Below are 11,858 nucleotides of genomic sequence, written 5' to 3'. Positions count from 1 at the left end.
TCAGTTCACCACGGTCGGTTGGGGATCGACGATGCTGTCGTCGCTGCGTTCGACGTACGTCGCGGGCGGTTCGACCGAGACGAACTCGCCGGTCGAACAGCGATAGGCCGTCAGTTGCCCGCCGTAGACACAGCCAGTGTCGAGGCCGACGGCCCAGGGGGTCGCGAACGGACGGGCAAGCACCGTGTGACCGAAGAAGACGGTCCGGCCCGAGTCGCGCTTCTCGAACCAGTACGGTCGGTCGTAGCTCCCGTCGGGGACGAGCGAACGGTTGTTCAGCAGTTCCTCGACGGTGTGTTCGGCGAGTGCCTTGCGGTGGTCGATCCCCCCGTGGACGACGAGGGACCCGTCCCAGGAGATGACCAGCGGCATCGACTCGACGAAGGCGAGGTCGTCCTCGGAGAGCGAATCGATCGATTTCCGGCCGTCGATCAACTTCTGTTCGTTGTTACCCCGGACGCTGACGAGGTTGTCGCGTTCCCGGACGAGGTCGAGCGCGGCCTTGCTGTCTGGTCCCTTCCGCACGAGGTCGCCGACGAAGACGAACAGGGTCCGACCGTTGTCGAACTTCGCCAGCAATCGTTCGAGCGTTTCGGCACAGCCGTGGACGTCGCCGACGACGTACACGTCGTCCCATCGGTCCACGTCGATCCGTCGGTGCTGGTCTGCGACTGTCTCCCGAAACGATAGGTTTGCTGTCATAGGTGAATCCGTTATGCGGACTGCCGTTGTTCGTACGCGTCAGGACGAGAGGGCCTTTGTAACGGGTTTATAATACTTCTCGATAGGGATATGTACTGGTATAGAATTGTATTGATAAGCGCTCTGACCCGTTCGAGTGGCGTCGTTCGAGCGCTGACATCGCGTCTCGCTGGCACTTGGGCGACCGACACGTCCGTTACCGGTCGGCGACACTCCCCAAAAGGGTCGCTAAGAGCTGTCGGGGACACTCACGAGCGGTATCTCGGTCTCGGGAGCAGACGCTCGCCGGGACGAGATGTGCGACCAGTGGGTCGCGACTGATCGAGTGTGCCGAGTCGTTACTCGACGAGAACGGCGTTGACCTGCCCGTCCTGACCGGGGCGGGAGGTGACGCGTGCCTGTCCTTCGCTCGTCTGGATGATCGCGCCCTTGGTGATGATGTTTCGGCGGGCGTAGTTCGGGTCAGACGCGTTCTCGACGACGTCCTCGATGGTCGCCTCGACGACGGAGTCGCCGTCTGCGACGCTCGCCACGTCGGACGTGACGGCGCGGAACTTCTCCGTGTTGCCGCGTGCGTCGACGGTCTTGAGTTGCTGATCGCCGACGGTCGTCTCGGTGGACTCGTTGCCCAGTTCGTACTTTCGCTTGTTTCGCGACGGGCGGACGCGGCCGCCGGTTCGCTTGCGTGTGGAGCGTCCCTGATCTTTCATACGGAATCGATGGCACAGCGACTACTTGAAGCGTTCGATGCCGACTCGCCGGCGACCGTCACGCTGATACGCTCGCCGCTGCCACGGGAGAGCGATGAGTCTCCGTCGTGCCGTCGCCGCACCGTTCGCCACCGAGGGCAGCGACCGACTCGGCGAGAGCGAGTTCGTCGTCGCGCTGTCGCTCGACCGAGACTGGTTCTCGCCGGATCAGGCAAAGCGTCTCGTCGACGTGGCCGCAAGTGAGGGGCTGATACAGCAGGACGACGGCGACCTCGTGGCGACGTTCGACCCCGCCTCGGTGTCGATTCCAGAGGAGTTCGCTCCGGAGGAGTCGATCCTGCGGGCACGCTCGACGTTCGAGCGCGTGCTCGATGCGATCGTCCAGCACGGCGGCCAGAAACAGGAGGCCGTCGCAGCGATCAATCGACTGCAAGGCGACCTCGGCATCACCCTCGAAGCCGCCGCCGTGGTGTACGCCCGCCGGCAGGGCGTCGACGTGAGCGAGTTCGCCGAGCACGCGCGGGGTGAACTCTGATGGTCGAAGACAGGATCACGAACGGCAAGCGGATCGCACAGTTGCTGGCCTCGGAACTGACCGGAATCGAGACGCCGCCGATGGACCGCGTCGAAGTGGTCGACGCGACGCCGGATGTCGAACCGTCGCCCGAGGGCACCGAAGCATACGGAATCGCCGTCGACGGCGACCGGATCGGAACGGTGACCGTCTACCCGGACGCGGCAGTCCTCTCGATCCGTGGCTCGCGACCGGCTTCGTTCGAGCCGTCCGATGGCCTCGCCGTCGAGCGTGACGACGACGGTCTCACGGTTCGAATCGAGTTCGGGGCCGCAGTGAAAGGTGCCGTCGACCTGCTGATCGAGACGCTTCGATAGGAAAAAGCGCTCGGCTGATCGAACCCTGAAGCGCCCGGATCGTTATCGGGAGACCGGTTTTTCGACCAGCGTGCGCGAGGTCCAGGCGATAAAGCCGGTGAGGATGAGCACGGACCCAAGGATGGCGAGCGATGCGGCCGCGAGCCACACACTCATCTCGAAGCCGACGACCGGCCCCAGAACCGCGACGGTGATCGGCGAGAAGACGACCAGCAGCGAGCCGATGGCGACGATGCGTCGCTGTTTGTACGTCAGGTCGATACCGAGGGTGAACAGATCGGATTCGTCGTCGGATTCGGGTGCGGCAAGCCCGAGCGAGAACAGCGGGACGCCGACGAACACGAGGACGCCGGAGACGACGGAACTCCAGAAGCTATCGACCGTCGGAATGCCGAGCAAGGCACCAAACAGCACGAGCGAGAAGCCACCGACGAGTCCAACCGGGCGCAACCGCGTGTCGTCGAGTACCGCATCGAGATCAGGGAGCTGTTCTGCGACGTGCTCAACGTCGAGCGAGCGGTCCATGCCGGGGGCACGAAACCCAGTGGCTTATAGCCGCTGGATTATTTATCAAACCTGGTAATCGGACCCACCGTCGTCGAGAAAGTCACGCGAACGGGGCTTACTGGCCGAGTTGGAAGGAAACGCTTGTATCGGTCGCCCTCGCGTGCACGTGCATGAGCTTTTTCGACCGACTCGGCGAGCGCATCGCGGCCGTCGACAGCGTCGTCTCGGTTGGGCTGGACCCCGACCCGGATCGACTGCCCGATTGTGTCGCCGACGCCGATCTGCCCCGCTGGGCGTTCAATCGTCGCATCATCGACGCCACTCACGAGTACGCCGCCTGTTACAAGCCCAACGCCGCCTTCTACGAGGACGCCGACGGCTGGCGGGCGCTCGAAGAGACCATCGCCTACGCCCACGGCAAGGACGTGCCCGTCCTGCTGGATGCCAAGCGCGGCGACATCGGCAACACGGCGCGCCAGTACGCGACAGCGCTGGACCGCGCCGACGCGATCACGGTCAATCCCTACATGGGCGGGGACTCGCTCGCGCCCTTCCTCCAGCGCGAAGACAAAGGCGTGTTCGTCCTCTGTCGGACTTCCAACCCCGGTGGGGCGGACCTGCAGGACCTCGAACTCGCCGCGGGCGGGCCGCTGTACGAACGCGTCGCCGAGATCGCGTCGACGTGGAACGAGCGGGGCAACGTCGGGCTCGTCGTCGGCGCGACCAACCCCGACGAACTCGCCGAGATTCGCGACGTGGTCCCCGATCTCCCCTTCCTCGTCCCCGGAGTCGGCGCACAAGGTGGCGACGCCGAGGCGGCCGTCGAGCACGGACTGGCCGAGCGAGGCGAGCACGACTCGTCGCCGGACCACGCACAGTCCGGTGTCGACGTCGGACTGGTCAACTCCTCGCGCGGGATCATCTTCGCCGGCGAGGACGCCGGTCGCGGCGAACCCGACGAAGACGGTTACTTCCGGGCTGCGGGGCAGGCTGCAAAGCGACTCAAGGACCGCCTGAACCAGTACCGGGACTGAATTAATATATAAATCTTTGGGCCACGTTCCGCCCGAGAAACTGTGGTCTCATTTATAGGGTGGTGTGGTGCCACAGTTCGGATGCAGCATGACGACCCATCCCGCTCGAACTGGTCTCCGGCGCTTCTTCGGCGTCGCAACCGACGAACAAACGTATCGCAACCTCGCCTATCTGGCGCTGACGTTCCCGCTGGGCATCCTCTACTTCACGCTCCTCTGGGGCGGCGGCGCGGCGGGCGTGAGCACCCTCCCGATCCTCGTCGGGGCACCGATCCTCGTGGCGGTCCTCGCCATGGCGGTCGCCGTCGCCGACATCGAGACGCGACTCGCGCGCGGCCTGCTCGGTGCCGACGTATCGATGGACACGCCCAGTCCCAACGAGGAGACGCTCACCGAGTACGCGAAACGGTTGGTGCTCTCCCCCCGGAGCTACCTCGCCGTCGTGTACCTGCTCTCGAAGTTCGTCGTTGGCATCGCCGCGTTCACGGCGCTGGTCACGGCCGCAACGCTGTCGGCGGTCCTGACTGCCGCGCCCCTCGTCTACGACCACCCCGGCGCGGCGTACAACCTCGGCCCGAACGTGGTCATCGACACCCTCCCCGAAGCGATGGCCGCCTCCGTGGCCGGCATCCTGCTGGCGTTCGTCTCCCTCCACGTGTTCAACCTTGCCGCCCGCGCACTCGCCCGTTACACCGAGTTGCTGCTCGGCGCGGGCGAGGCGTAAGGTCCCGCTGACGCTCCCCTCCTCACCCGATCCGCCCTGCCGCCCGGTCCCCACTGGCGCGCTCGGCGCTCACCCGTCAGAACTCGTAGGTGTCGACGCCGTCGGGCATCTCGTCGGGATCGGTCCGCTCTCCGGGCTGGTTCCCACGCTCGCCGAGGCAGGCCGTACAGATGTTCTCGGTCTCGCTGAAGTGCTTGGCACACACCTGCCGTCCACAGAGGTGACAGCCGTACTCTGCGGTCGCGTTCTCACAGATTTCACACAGGCCGGTGACGCTCATGCGACAATGTAGCACGCCCGGCGGCGAGAGGCTTACGGTGGTCCACCCCAAACGTCAGGTGTGCAGTACGACCGTCTCACTACGGGTCTGGCAGCGGTTCTCGGTGGATTGACAGTCGTGTTGACGGTGCTTGCGGTGGTGTCGAACCCGGCGGTCATCTTCGTCGCGCTGGCCTTTGGCGCGGCGACGTACTTCGTCTATTATCACGCCAGCGGGCGGATGGCCTCACGCGTCTACCGACGTGTCGAGCGACAGGCCCGCGTCGACGGCGGCCGTCGCCGGACGGGTGCCGGTCCGCGTGAGGAGTGGGAGCCACCGCGTGGTGGCGCGACCGCACGGGAGGCCGCCGGTGGAAGTCGACGCGCCCGGCAGGCCAGACAACGCGCCGAGCAACAGCGCCAACAGCGTCGCAGACGGGCCGGCCAGCGGACAAACAGGGCACCGTCGACCAGCGACGGACCGACCGCGGCCCAGGCGTACCAGCGCCTCGGCCTCGATCCGAGCGCCGACCAGTCGACGGTGAAGTCGGCCTACCGCGAGAAAGTCAAAGAGGTCCACCCCGACACCGACGGCGGTGACGAACAGTCCTTCAAAGAAGTCAAGGAAGCCTACGAACGCCTGAGTGACTAGTCTCGCGGTTTCGAGAGCGCTCGGGGAAAAGATGGGGTCCTACTGGAAGCCGATGCGGCCGCCGCCTTGGCTGGGCTGGGGTTCGCCGCCACCCTTGAATTCGTCTTGCATCTGCTCGTAGTAGTCGCGGATGTCGTCGGTGATCGTCGGGCGCACGCTCTCCATGGCCTTGCGGAAGTGGCGCATCTCGACCATCTCGGCGTCGTCGTCCTCGCGCAGGGCCTCGATGGCGGCCTCGCGCCCGATTGATTCGAGGTCGGAGCCGACGAACCCGCCGGTCATCTCGGCGAGTTCGCGCAGGCTCACATCCGGCGACAGCGGCGTGTCGTCGGTGTGGATCTTGAGGATCTGCTCGCGGCCCTCGACGTCGGGTTCGCCGACCATGACGAGACGGTCGAAGCGCCCCGAGCGGATCAGTGCCGGATCGATCATGTCCGGCCGGTTCGTCGCGCCGATCACCATCACGTCCTCCATCTCTTCGAGTCCATCGAGTTCGGTCAGGAGCTGATTGACGACGCGCTCGGAGACGTTGCTGCCGACCTCGCCGCCCCGACCGGGGGCCAGCGAGTCGAGTTCGTCGAAGAAGATCACCGTCGGGGCGACCTGCCGGGCCTTGCGGAAGGTCTGGCGGATGGCCTTCTCGGATTCACCGACCCACTTGCTGAGCAGTTGCGGGCCACGCACCGAAATGAAGTTCGCGTCGGTCTCGTTGGCGACGGCTTTCGCCATCAGCGTCTTTCCGGTGCCGGGCGGGCCGTACAGCAACACGCCCGAGGGTGGTGAGACGCCCATGCGCTCGAACTTCTCGGGGCTGTTCATCGGCCACTCGACGGACTCTTGGACCTGCTCTTTGGCGTCGTCGAGACCGCCAACGTCGTCCCACGATATCTTCGGTAGCTCCACGAGGACCTCGCGCATGGCCGACGGACTCACCTCGTTCAAGGCCCCGCGGAAGTCCTCACGCTTGATGATCATCCGGTCGATCAGGCTCGGCGGGATGTCCTCCTCGTCCAGATCGATCTCGGGGAGGTAGCGCCGGAGCGCCTTCATCGCGGCTTCTTTGGTCAGGCTCTCGATGTCGGCACCGACGAAGCCGTGCGTTTCGGTCGCCAGCTTCGAGAGCGCGACGTCGTCGGACAGCGGCATCCCGCGGGTGTGGATCTGGAGGATCTCCTCGCGGCCAACCTCGTCCGGGACGCCGATCTCGATCTCGCGGTCGAAGCGACCGGGGCGACGCAGTGCCGGGTCGACCGAGTCGACGCGGTTCGTCGCGGCGATGACGATGACCTGTCCGCGCGATTCGAGGCCGTCCATCATCGTCAGCAACTGGGCGACGACGCGGCGTTCGACCTCGCCGGTCACGTCCTCGCGCTTGGGCGCGATGGAGTCCAGTTCGTCGATGAAGATGATCGAGGGCGACTCCTCGCTGGCGTCCTCGAAGATCTCGCGTAACTGTTGTTCGGACTCACCGTAGTACTTCGAGATGATCTCCGGGCCGGCAATAGAGAAGAAACTGGCAGAGGTCTCGTTGGCGACGGCCTTGGCGAGCAGGGTCTTCCCGGTGCCCGGTGGGCCGTGCAGGAGCACACCTTGCGGTGGCTCGATCCCCAGTTTCTTGAAAATCTGAGGGTGTTTCATCGGTAGCTCGACCATCTCGCGGACCCGCTGGATCTCACTGGAGAGACCGCCGATGTCCTCGTACGTGATGCCGCCGCCGGTCTTCTCGAAGCCGCTGATCGGCTCTTCCCGAAGCTCGACTTCGGTGTCTTCGGTGATGAGACAGACGCCCTCCGGCTCCGTCTCGACGGCGATCAGCGGGATCGCCTGCCCGGGCGAGCGCATGAATGGGTGGTTCGTGCTCGACATGACGGGCACGATATCGCGCTCGACGACCGGCCGCTTGAGGATCTGGCGCTTGACCATTCCCGCCGCGTCAGAGCCGAACTGCACGCTGGCTTCCTCGGGCGGTGCCAGTACGAGTTTGTCTGCTTTCTCTGCCTCTGCCTTGCGGATCGTGACGCGCTCGCCGATCCCGACATCGGCGTTCTGGCGCGTGAAGCCGTCGATACGCACTGTGTCGGTGTTCCAGTCCTGTCGATCGGCACGCCACACTTTCGCAGCCGTCTTGTCACTTCCCTCGATCTCGATGATGTCGCCGGGCGAGAGCTTGAGATGCAAGAGCGTGTCCGGATCCAGGCGAGCGATACCGCGCCCCGAGTCGTTCGGGTACGCCTTCGCGACCTCCAGTTGAACCTCGTTCATAGTTAGTCTGCGGGGATACCTGAAGTCTGTTGTCGCCGGAGATATGCTTTATGCTACCGGCGGTCCCCTGTTCGTCCGGCAGGTACTTATGTCATGGATTACCACACCACTCTCGACCGGGTTTCTGGGCCTGTGCCTCGACGGTATCCACTGCATGGTACAGCTTGCCGTGGTGGTAGCTTTCATAGGGCTGGCCGCGAAAGCCGCAGATATGGTGTTTCTCGTTCCGTACGATGGATCGTCGCCGGCCCGTGCAGCACTCGACCGCGCAGTCGAGTACGGCACGGCGCTGGATCGCGATGTCGTCGCAGTCAGCTACATCCCGACCGGCAACAGCTACGCAGAACGCCGCCAGTGGGTCGACCCCGACGACGAGTTCCCCTTTGAGACGGTCACGCAGGACCTCGAACGCAAGATCGAGGAGGCGACCGACGACACCGAACTGCGCTACACCGACGTGAGCGCACACTCGCCAGCGGGCGGATTCTCCGAGGAAGTGCGCCAGACCGCGAGCGACGTGGACGCGACTGTCCTGTTCGTCGGCGACGACGAGGAGTCGGTCGTCGTCCCGGTCGGTGACGCGACCGACGAGAGCTACGACGTACACGTCGTCCGGGGTTGATACGGAATATCGCCGCAGTTTTCTCGGTCGACCGCCCGCCGTCGTGCGGTCGATCCGGTAACGATCGACAATAATTCGTATAGGACGCTTCGCGGCGTTTTTCTTGTGGCGTCCCGATCGTCCCACTATGCGAACACTCGCGTTCGACGGCCGGATGGGCGCAAGCGGCGACATGCTGCTGGCTGCCCTGCTGGCCGCCGGTGCCGACCGGGACGCACTCGCCCCCGTCGAGGCGGCGTTACCGGTCCGGTACGAAGTCACCGAGACGATGGAACACGGGATCGGGGCGACCAGCGTCGCAGTCGTCCTGACCGACGACGGGCCGTCGAAGGTGCCGGCACAGGACCACAGCCACGGCGATGGTGCTGGTCACTCACACAGCCACGACGATGGTGAGGGCCATTCCCATAGCCACGGCGACGGTCACGATCACGGCGACGGCCCAGGTCACGACCATCACAGTCACGACACGCCTGCCGAGGGACACGGCCCGTCACGCTCCTACGACGAAGTCTGTGAGATCGTCGAGGGGATGGATCTCCCCACTGGCGTCGAGCGCGACGCACTGTCGATCTTCGAGATCCTCGGCGCGGCCGAGGCGTCGGTCCACGACACGACGCTCGACGAGATGCACTTTCACGAGGTCGGGGCCGACGACGCCATCGCCGACATCGTCGGCGTCTGCCTGCTGCTGGACGATCTAGGCGTCGAGCGCATCGTCACGACGCCGCTCTCGGCCGGCGGGGGCACCGTTTCGATGAGCCACGGGACCTATCCCGTGCCGGGACCGGCGGTCGTCGAGATCGCTCAGCGGGCCGACTGGTCGCTCTCGGGCGGGCCAGTCGAGGCGGAACTGTTGACACCGACCGGTGCGGCGATCCTCGCTCACGTCGCCGAGGGCGTCGACACGCTCCCGGAACTTCAGATCGAGGCGTCGGGCTACGGTGCCGGCGGCTACGACTTCGAGGACCGGCCGAACGTCCTGCGGGTGATCGTCGGCGACGGTGGCGGCGGGCTTCGACGCGACGAGATCACCGTACTGGAGACGAACCTCGACGACGCGACGCCGGAGGTGCTGGGTGGCCTGCAAGAGCGCCTCCAGGACGCGGGGGCGCGTGACGTGTCGATCCTGCCGGCGACGATGAAGAAGTCCCGGCCCGGCCACCTCGTGAAGGTGATCTGCAAGCCCGAGGACAGCCAGCGCGTCGCCCGCCGACTCGCCGAGGAGACCGGGACGCTGGGCGTGCGCGAACACAGCGCGGGCCACCGCTGGATCGCAGAGCGCGAGATCGTCACCGCGAGCGTCGAGATCGACGGCGAGTGCTACGATGTCGACGTGAAAGTCGCCAGCGACACCGACGGTACCGTCTTCGACGTGAGCGGGGAGTACGACGATGCCCTCGCCGTGGCCGAACGAACGACTGTCCCGGTTCGCGACGTGCTACGCCGAGCGGAAGACGAGGTTCGGTAACGCCGTCAGGGCTGTAGGCGCTGTCTGTGCGTCGCGAGTGAGTCGTCCAGTACTGTCTTTCCGATCGCGACGATGCCAATCGCCGCGAGGACGAACCCGATGATCTCCGTCAGGAACCCGAACACGCCAAACAGCGGCTGCCAGACGACGGGTGGGAGCAGTGTAAAGAGGAAGAAAAACGGTTCGAGCACGTTCCAGCGACGAAGGACCAGTCCGACGAAGACGACGCCGTAGAGGACGAGCAGTTTCCGCTTGACTGCGTACCGGAGTGTCGCACCGAGTGGAGGGCGCATGATTCGGCGCTGTTGTGGCTGTCGGAAATGGATTTCGAGTTGCCGATCACCGTTTTACTCCTCGTCGGACGACGCTTCGCCGCGGTGTTTCGCCAGCGCTTCCTCGATGGTCAGCTGGCCGTCGGCGACCCGCCGGGCAAGCCCCTCACCGATGGCCCGGTTCGTGTCGCTTTGCTCTCGTGAGCGCTGCTTGATCCGCTTGAGTTCGCCCGCAGTCGGGTCGATCTGCCGGGATTCGATCTCTTCGCCCTCGATACGAGCGATGTTGACCGCGGCGAGTACGTCGCCCATCCCGCGCGCGCCGGTCCCGAGATACGGCGTCGTCCCGGTCTCGTCGACCAGTTCGACGGTCACGTCGTCGAGATCGTCGATGATCTGAGACCCGAGCAGTCGCGCGCCGTCGCCGATCCGCACCAGCGGGTCGACCGCGTCTGCGATCTCCTCTTCGACGGCCGCGGCGACCTGATCGGTCGGCACCTGAAACGCCGCGACGATCATCTCGCCGGAGCAAACGGCGATCCCCGGCCGCTCGCCGGGGTCGATCCCGACGATCAGTTTGCCGTCGCCGCCACGCAAGAGCGCAGCGACCTCGTCGACGGCCCGGCGTGGCTCGTCGGGATCGGCCCGGACCACGTCGACGCCTACCGGATCGTAGGACTCTCCGGTGGCGGTCACGACGATAGTCGTCCCCTCGGGAATCTCGTCGCCGGGTTCGATCGTGGTGAAGGTGAGGCCGCGATCCCGTAGCTCTCCGACCACCCCGTGATACACTTCGAAGTCTGCCGTGGCGACGACGATCACTAGCTGTCTGTTGTCGGTGTGTATGCAAGTATTTACTGTCGGGCCATCAACAGCCGGATATGTCGAACGCCGCGTCCCGTTCGGTCCCACCCCTTCCGCTCGACTCCCCCGACCCGGAGTTTCGGCTCGCCGTCGGCCTGTACGTCGCGTTGCTGGTCGTCCCGGTCGTTCTGCTCGGCGCGGTCACGGTCGGCGTCTCGGACGCAGCGACGCTGTACGGCGTCTTCCTCGTCTCGGGTATCGTCGTCACCGGCGGCGTGACGTGGGCGGTCGGGTCCGTCGAAGGCGGTGCAGTTCGACTCGGAGGGCGTTCCGGCAGATGGCTGCTTCCCCTGCCCGGGATCGCGTTCTCTGTGGGCTTGTTCGTCCTCCAGCCGGCCGTGGGCGCGGTGGCCGTCGTCAGCTTCTTCCTCGGTGCTATCGCTGCTCTCGCTGGAGTCCTGCTCGCGGTGATGGCTCGGAGCCGGTACATCAAAACCCTCCTCGACACCGTCGGAGCCGACTGCGAGTGGACCGCCGGCTGGCCTGCCGACGCCAAGCGTCGCCGCGACTGGCTCGCTGCCGTGTTGATGATCGCCGGGGCCGCCAGCTTCGCCGGCGGTCTCGCCATCGAGGCGGAGTTCTGGTTTCCGGGCCAGTTCCTCGTCGCGGCCGGAGCCGCGATCACAGGCTACGGCCAGCAACAGGACTACGCCGTGACACCGTCCGGTCTCGTCGTCGAACGTGGCGGTTTCCGGCGCTTCTACGTCTGGGAGCGCTTCGACAGCTACACGCGAACCGGCAACGCGATCGTCTGTCACCGTCCCCGGCGTGTCGATTTCCGATTCGCGCTCGACGATCTAACGGCACCAGACGCGGTCGCGCGGGCGCTCGGTCGATTCCTCGACCGGCGCGAGGTCGCCAGCGTTTAGACGGGGCTGCTCGTAGTTCT

15 protein-coding genes are annotated in these 11,858 nt (G+C 65.6%); 8 read left to right on the top strand and 7 right to left on the bottom strand.

Translation table 11 applies throughout. The features are described 5' to 3' along the window. Both AC5FRW_RS08690 and AC5FRW_RS08685 read right to left on the bottom strand, forming a co-directional pair. Nucleotides 1–702, bottom strand: coding sequence for a metallophosphoesterase family protein (locus AC5FRW_RS08690; RefSeq protein WP_493568048.1), 702 nt, complete (start codon nucleotides 700–702; stop codon nucleotides 1–3). A 338-nt stretch (nucleotides 703–1,040) separates the two neighbouring features. Then, complete coding sequence (locus AC5FRW_RS08685) at nucleotides 1,041–1,412, bottom strand: 30S ribosomal protein S8e (RefSeq protein WP_493568047.1); 372 nt, start codon at nucleotides 1,410–1,412, stop codon at nucleotides 1,041–1,043. A gap of 94 nt (nucleotides 1,413–1,506) precedes the next feature. Between AC5FRW_RS08685 and AC5FRW_RS08680 the strand changes: the two genes are divergently transcribed. Beyond that, the gene (locus AC5FRW_RS08680) at nucleotides 1,507–1,947 is read left to right on the top strand and encodes a DUF2240 family protein (protein WP_493568046.1); all 441 of its coding nucleotides are present in this window, start codon (nucleotides 1,507–1,509) and stop codon (nucleotides 1,945–1,947) included. Further along, the gene (locus AC5FRW_RS08675; RefSeq protein WP_493568045.1) at nucleotides 1,947–2,303 is read left to right on the top strand and encodes a DUF7993 family protein; all 357 of its coding nucleotides are present in this window, start codon (nucleotides 1,947–1,949) and stop codon (nucleotides 2,301–2,303) included. The genes AC5FRW_RS08680 and AC5FRW_RS08675 overlap by 1 nt, the downstream gene beginning before the upstream one ends. Before the next feature lie 42 nt (nucleotides 2,304–2,345). Here the strand turns inward: AC5FRW_RS08675 and AC5FRW_RS08670 are convergent, their stop codons facing one another. Further along, nucleotides 2,346–2,828 carry a hypothetical protein gene (locus tag AC5FRW_RS08670; RefSeq protein ID WP_493568044.1) on the bottom strand — a complete coding sequence of 161 codons (483 nt, stop codon included), beginning with the start codon at nucleotides 2,826–2,828 and terminating at the stop codon, nucleotides 2,346–2,348. Between the two features lie 152 nt (nucleotides 2,829–2,980). On the opposite strand from AC5FRW_RS08670, the gene pyrF reads away from it, so the two are divergent. Both pyrF and AC5FRW_RS08660 read left to right on the top strand, forming a co-directional pair. Continuing rightward, nucleotides 2,981–3,844: an orotidine-5'-phosphate decarboxylase gene (pyrF, locus tag AC5FRW_RS08665; protein WP_493568043.1), complete on the top strand. Its 864-nt coding sequence runs from the start codon at nucleotides 2,981–2,983 to the stop codon at nucleotides 3,842–3,844. An 88-nt stretch (nucleotides 3,845–3,932) separates the two neighbouring features. Continuing rightward, nucleotides 3,933–4,568 carry a sensor domain-containing protein gene (locus AC5FRW_RS08660; RefSeq protein WP_493568042.1) on the top strand — a complete coding sequence of 212 codons (636 nt, stop codon included), beginning with the start codon at nucleotides 3,933–3,935 and terminating at the stop codon, nucleotides 4,566–4,568. 76 nt (nucleotides 4,569–4,644) lie between these two features. Here AC5FRW_RS08660 and AC5FRW_RS08655 read toward each other — a convergent pair whose 3' ends face one another. Then, on the bottom strand, nucleotides 4,645–4,848 hold the full coding sequence (locus tag AC5FRW_RS08655; RefSeq protein ID WP_493568041.1) for a hypothetical protein: 204 nt from the start codon (nucleotides 4,846–4,848) through the stop codon (nucleotides 4,645–4,647). A 60-nt stretch (nucleotides 4,849–4,908) separates the two neighbouring features. On the opposite strand from AC5FRW_RS08655, the gene AC5FRW_RS08650 reads away from it, so the two are divergent. Beyond that, nucleotides 4,909–5,478: a J domain-containing protein gene (locus AC5FRW_RS08650; RefSeq protein ID WP_493568040.1), complete on the top strand. Its 570-nt coding sequence runs from the start codon at nucleotides 4,909–4,911 to the stop codon at nucleotides 5,476–5,478. A 39-nt stretch (nucleotides 5,479–5,517) separates the two neighbouring features. Here AC5FRW_RS08650 and AC5FRW_RS08645 read toward each other — a convergent pair whose 3' ends face one another. After that, on the bottom strand, nucleotides 5,518–7,740 hold the full coding sequence (locus tag AC5FRW_RS08645; RefSeq protein ID WP_493568039.1) for a CDC48 family AAA ATPase: 2,223 nt from the start codon (nucleotides 7,738–7,740) through the stop codon (nucleotides 5,518–5,520). A gap of 211 nt (nucleotides 7,741–7,951) precedes the next feature. On the opposite strand from AC5FRW_RS08645, the gene AC5FRW_RS08640 reads away from it, so the two are divergent. Both AC5FRW_RS08640 and larC read left to right on the top strand, forming a co-directional pair. After that, nucleotides 7,952–8,362, top strand: a complete 411-nt coding sequence (locus AC5FRW_RS08640; RefSeq protein ID WP_493568038.1) for a universal stress protein — start codon at nucleotides 7,952–7,954, stop codon at nucleotides 8,360–8,362. A gap of 127 nt (nucleotides 8,363–8,489) precedes the next feature. After that, the gene (gene larC / locus AC5FRW_RS08635; protein WP_493568037.1) at nucleotides 8,490–9,833 is read left to right on the top strand and encodes a nickel pincer cofactor biosynthesis protein LarC; all 1,344 of its coding nucleotides are present in this window, start codon (nucleotides 8,490–8,492) and stop codon (nucleotides 9,831–9,833) included. Nucleotides 9,834–9,838: 5 nt separating this feature from the next. On the opposite strand, the gene AC5FRW_RS08630 is transcribed toward larC, so the two are convergent. Together AC5FRW_RS08630 and AC5FRW_RS08625 are read right to left on the bottom strand one after the other, a co-directional pair. Next, entirely contained in the window at nucleotides 9,839–10,126 is a 288-nt protein-coding gene (locus AC5FRW_RS08630) for a hypothetical protein (RefSeq protein ID WP_493568036.1), read from the bottom strand. A gap of 54 nt (nucleotides 10,127–10,180) precedes the next feature. Continuing rightward, nucleotides 10,181–10,927 carry a hypothetical protein gene (locus AC5FRW_RS08625; protein ID WP_493568035.1) on the bottom strand — a complete coding sequence of 249 codons (747 nt, stop codon included), beginning with the start codon at nucleotides 10,925–10,927 and terminating at the stop codon, nucleotides 10,181–10,183. Between the two features lie 59 nt (nucleotides 10,928–10,986). On the opposite strand from AC5FRW_RS08625, the gene AC5FRW_RS08620 reads away from it, so the two are divergent. Next, a complete protein-coding gene (locus tag AC5FRW_RS08620) occupies nucleotides 10,987–11,838 on the top strand; it encodes a hypothetical protein (RefSeq protein WP_493568034.1) in 852 nt (283 codons plus the stop codon). Nucleotides 11,839–11,858 lie beyond the last annotated feature (20 nt).

It is taken from the genome of Halomicrobium sp. HArcht3-1 (genome assembly GCF_058933345.1).
This window is presented reverse-complemented; position numbering and strand designations above follow the sequence as displayed.

Bases quoted from the DNA above. Each gene is read 5' to 3' on its own strand.
- AC5FRW_RS08690 (WP_493568048.1), bottom strand. From the start codon at position 702: ATGACAGCAAACCTATCGTTTCGGGAGACAGTCGCAGACCAGCACCGA.
- AC5FRW_RS08685 (WP_493568047.1), bottom strand. From the start codon at position 1,412: ATGAAAGATCAGGGACGCTCCACACGCAAGCGAACCGGCGGCCGCGTC.
- AC5FRW_RS08680 (WP_493568046.1), top strand. From the start codon at position 1,507: ATGAGTCTCCGTCGTGCCGTCGCCGCACCGTTCGCCACCGAGGGCAGC.
- AC5FRW_RS08675 (WP_493568045.1), top strand. From the start codon at position 1,947: ATGGTCGAAGACAGGATCACGAACGGCAAGCGGATCGCACAGTTGCTG.
- AC5FRW_RS08670 (WP_493568044.1), bottom strand. From the start codon at position 2,828: ATGGACCGCTCGCTCGACGTTGAGCACGTCGCAGAACAGCTCCCTGAT.
- pyrF (WP_493568043.1), top strand. From the start codon at position 2,981: ATGAGCTTTTTCGACCGACTCGGCGAGCGCATCGCGGCCGTCGACAGC.
- AC5FRW_RS08660 (WP_493568042.1), top strand. From the start codon at position 3,933: ATGACGACCCATCCCGCTCGAACTGGTCTCCGGCGCTTCTTCGGCGTC.
- AC5FRW_RS08655 (WP_493568041.1), bottom strand. From the start codon at position 4,848: ATGAGCGTCACCGGCCTGTGTGAAATCTGTGAGAACGCGACCGCAGAG.
- AC5FRW_RS08645 (WP_493568039.1), bottom strand. From the start codon at position 7,740: ATGAACGAGGTTCAACTGGAGGTCGCGAAGGCGTACCCGAACGACTCG.
- AC5FRW_RS08640 (WP_493568038.1), top strand. From the start codon at position 7,952: ATGGTGTTTCTCGTTCCGTACGATGGATCGTCGCCGGCCCGTGCAGCA.
- larC (WP_493568037.1), top strand. From the start codon at position 8,490: ATGCGAACACTCGCGTTCGACGGCCGGATGGGCGCAAGCGGCGACATG.
- AC5FRW_RS08630 (WP_493568036.1), bottom strand. From the start codon at position 10,126: ATGCGCCCTCCACTCGGTGCGACACTCCGGTACGCAGTCAAGCGGAAA.
- AC5FRW_RS08620 (WP_493568034.1), top strand. From the start codon at position 10,987: ATGTCGAACGCCGCGTCCCGTTCGGTCCCACCCCTTCCGCTCGACTCC.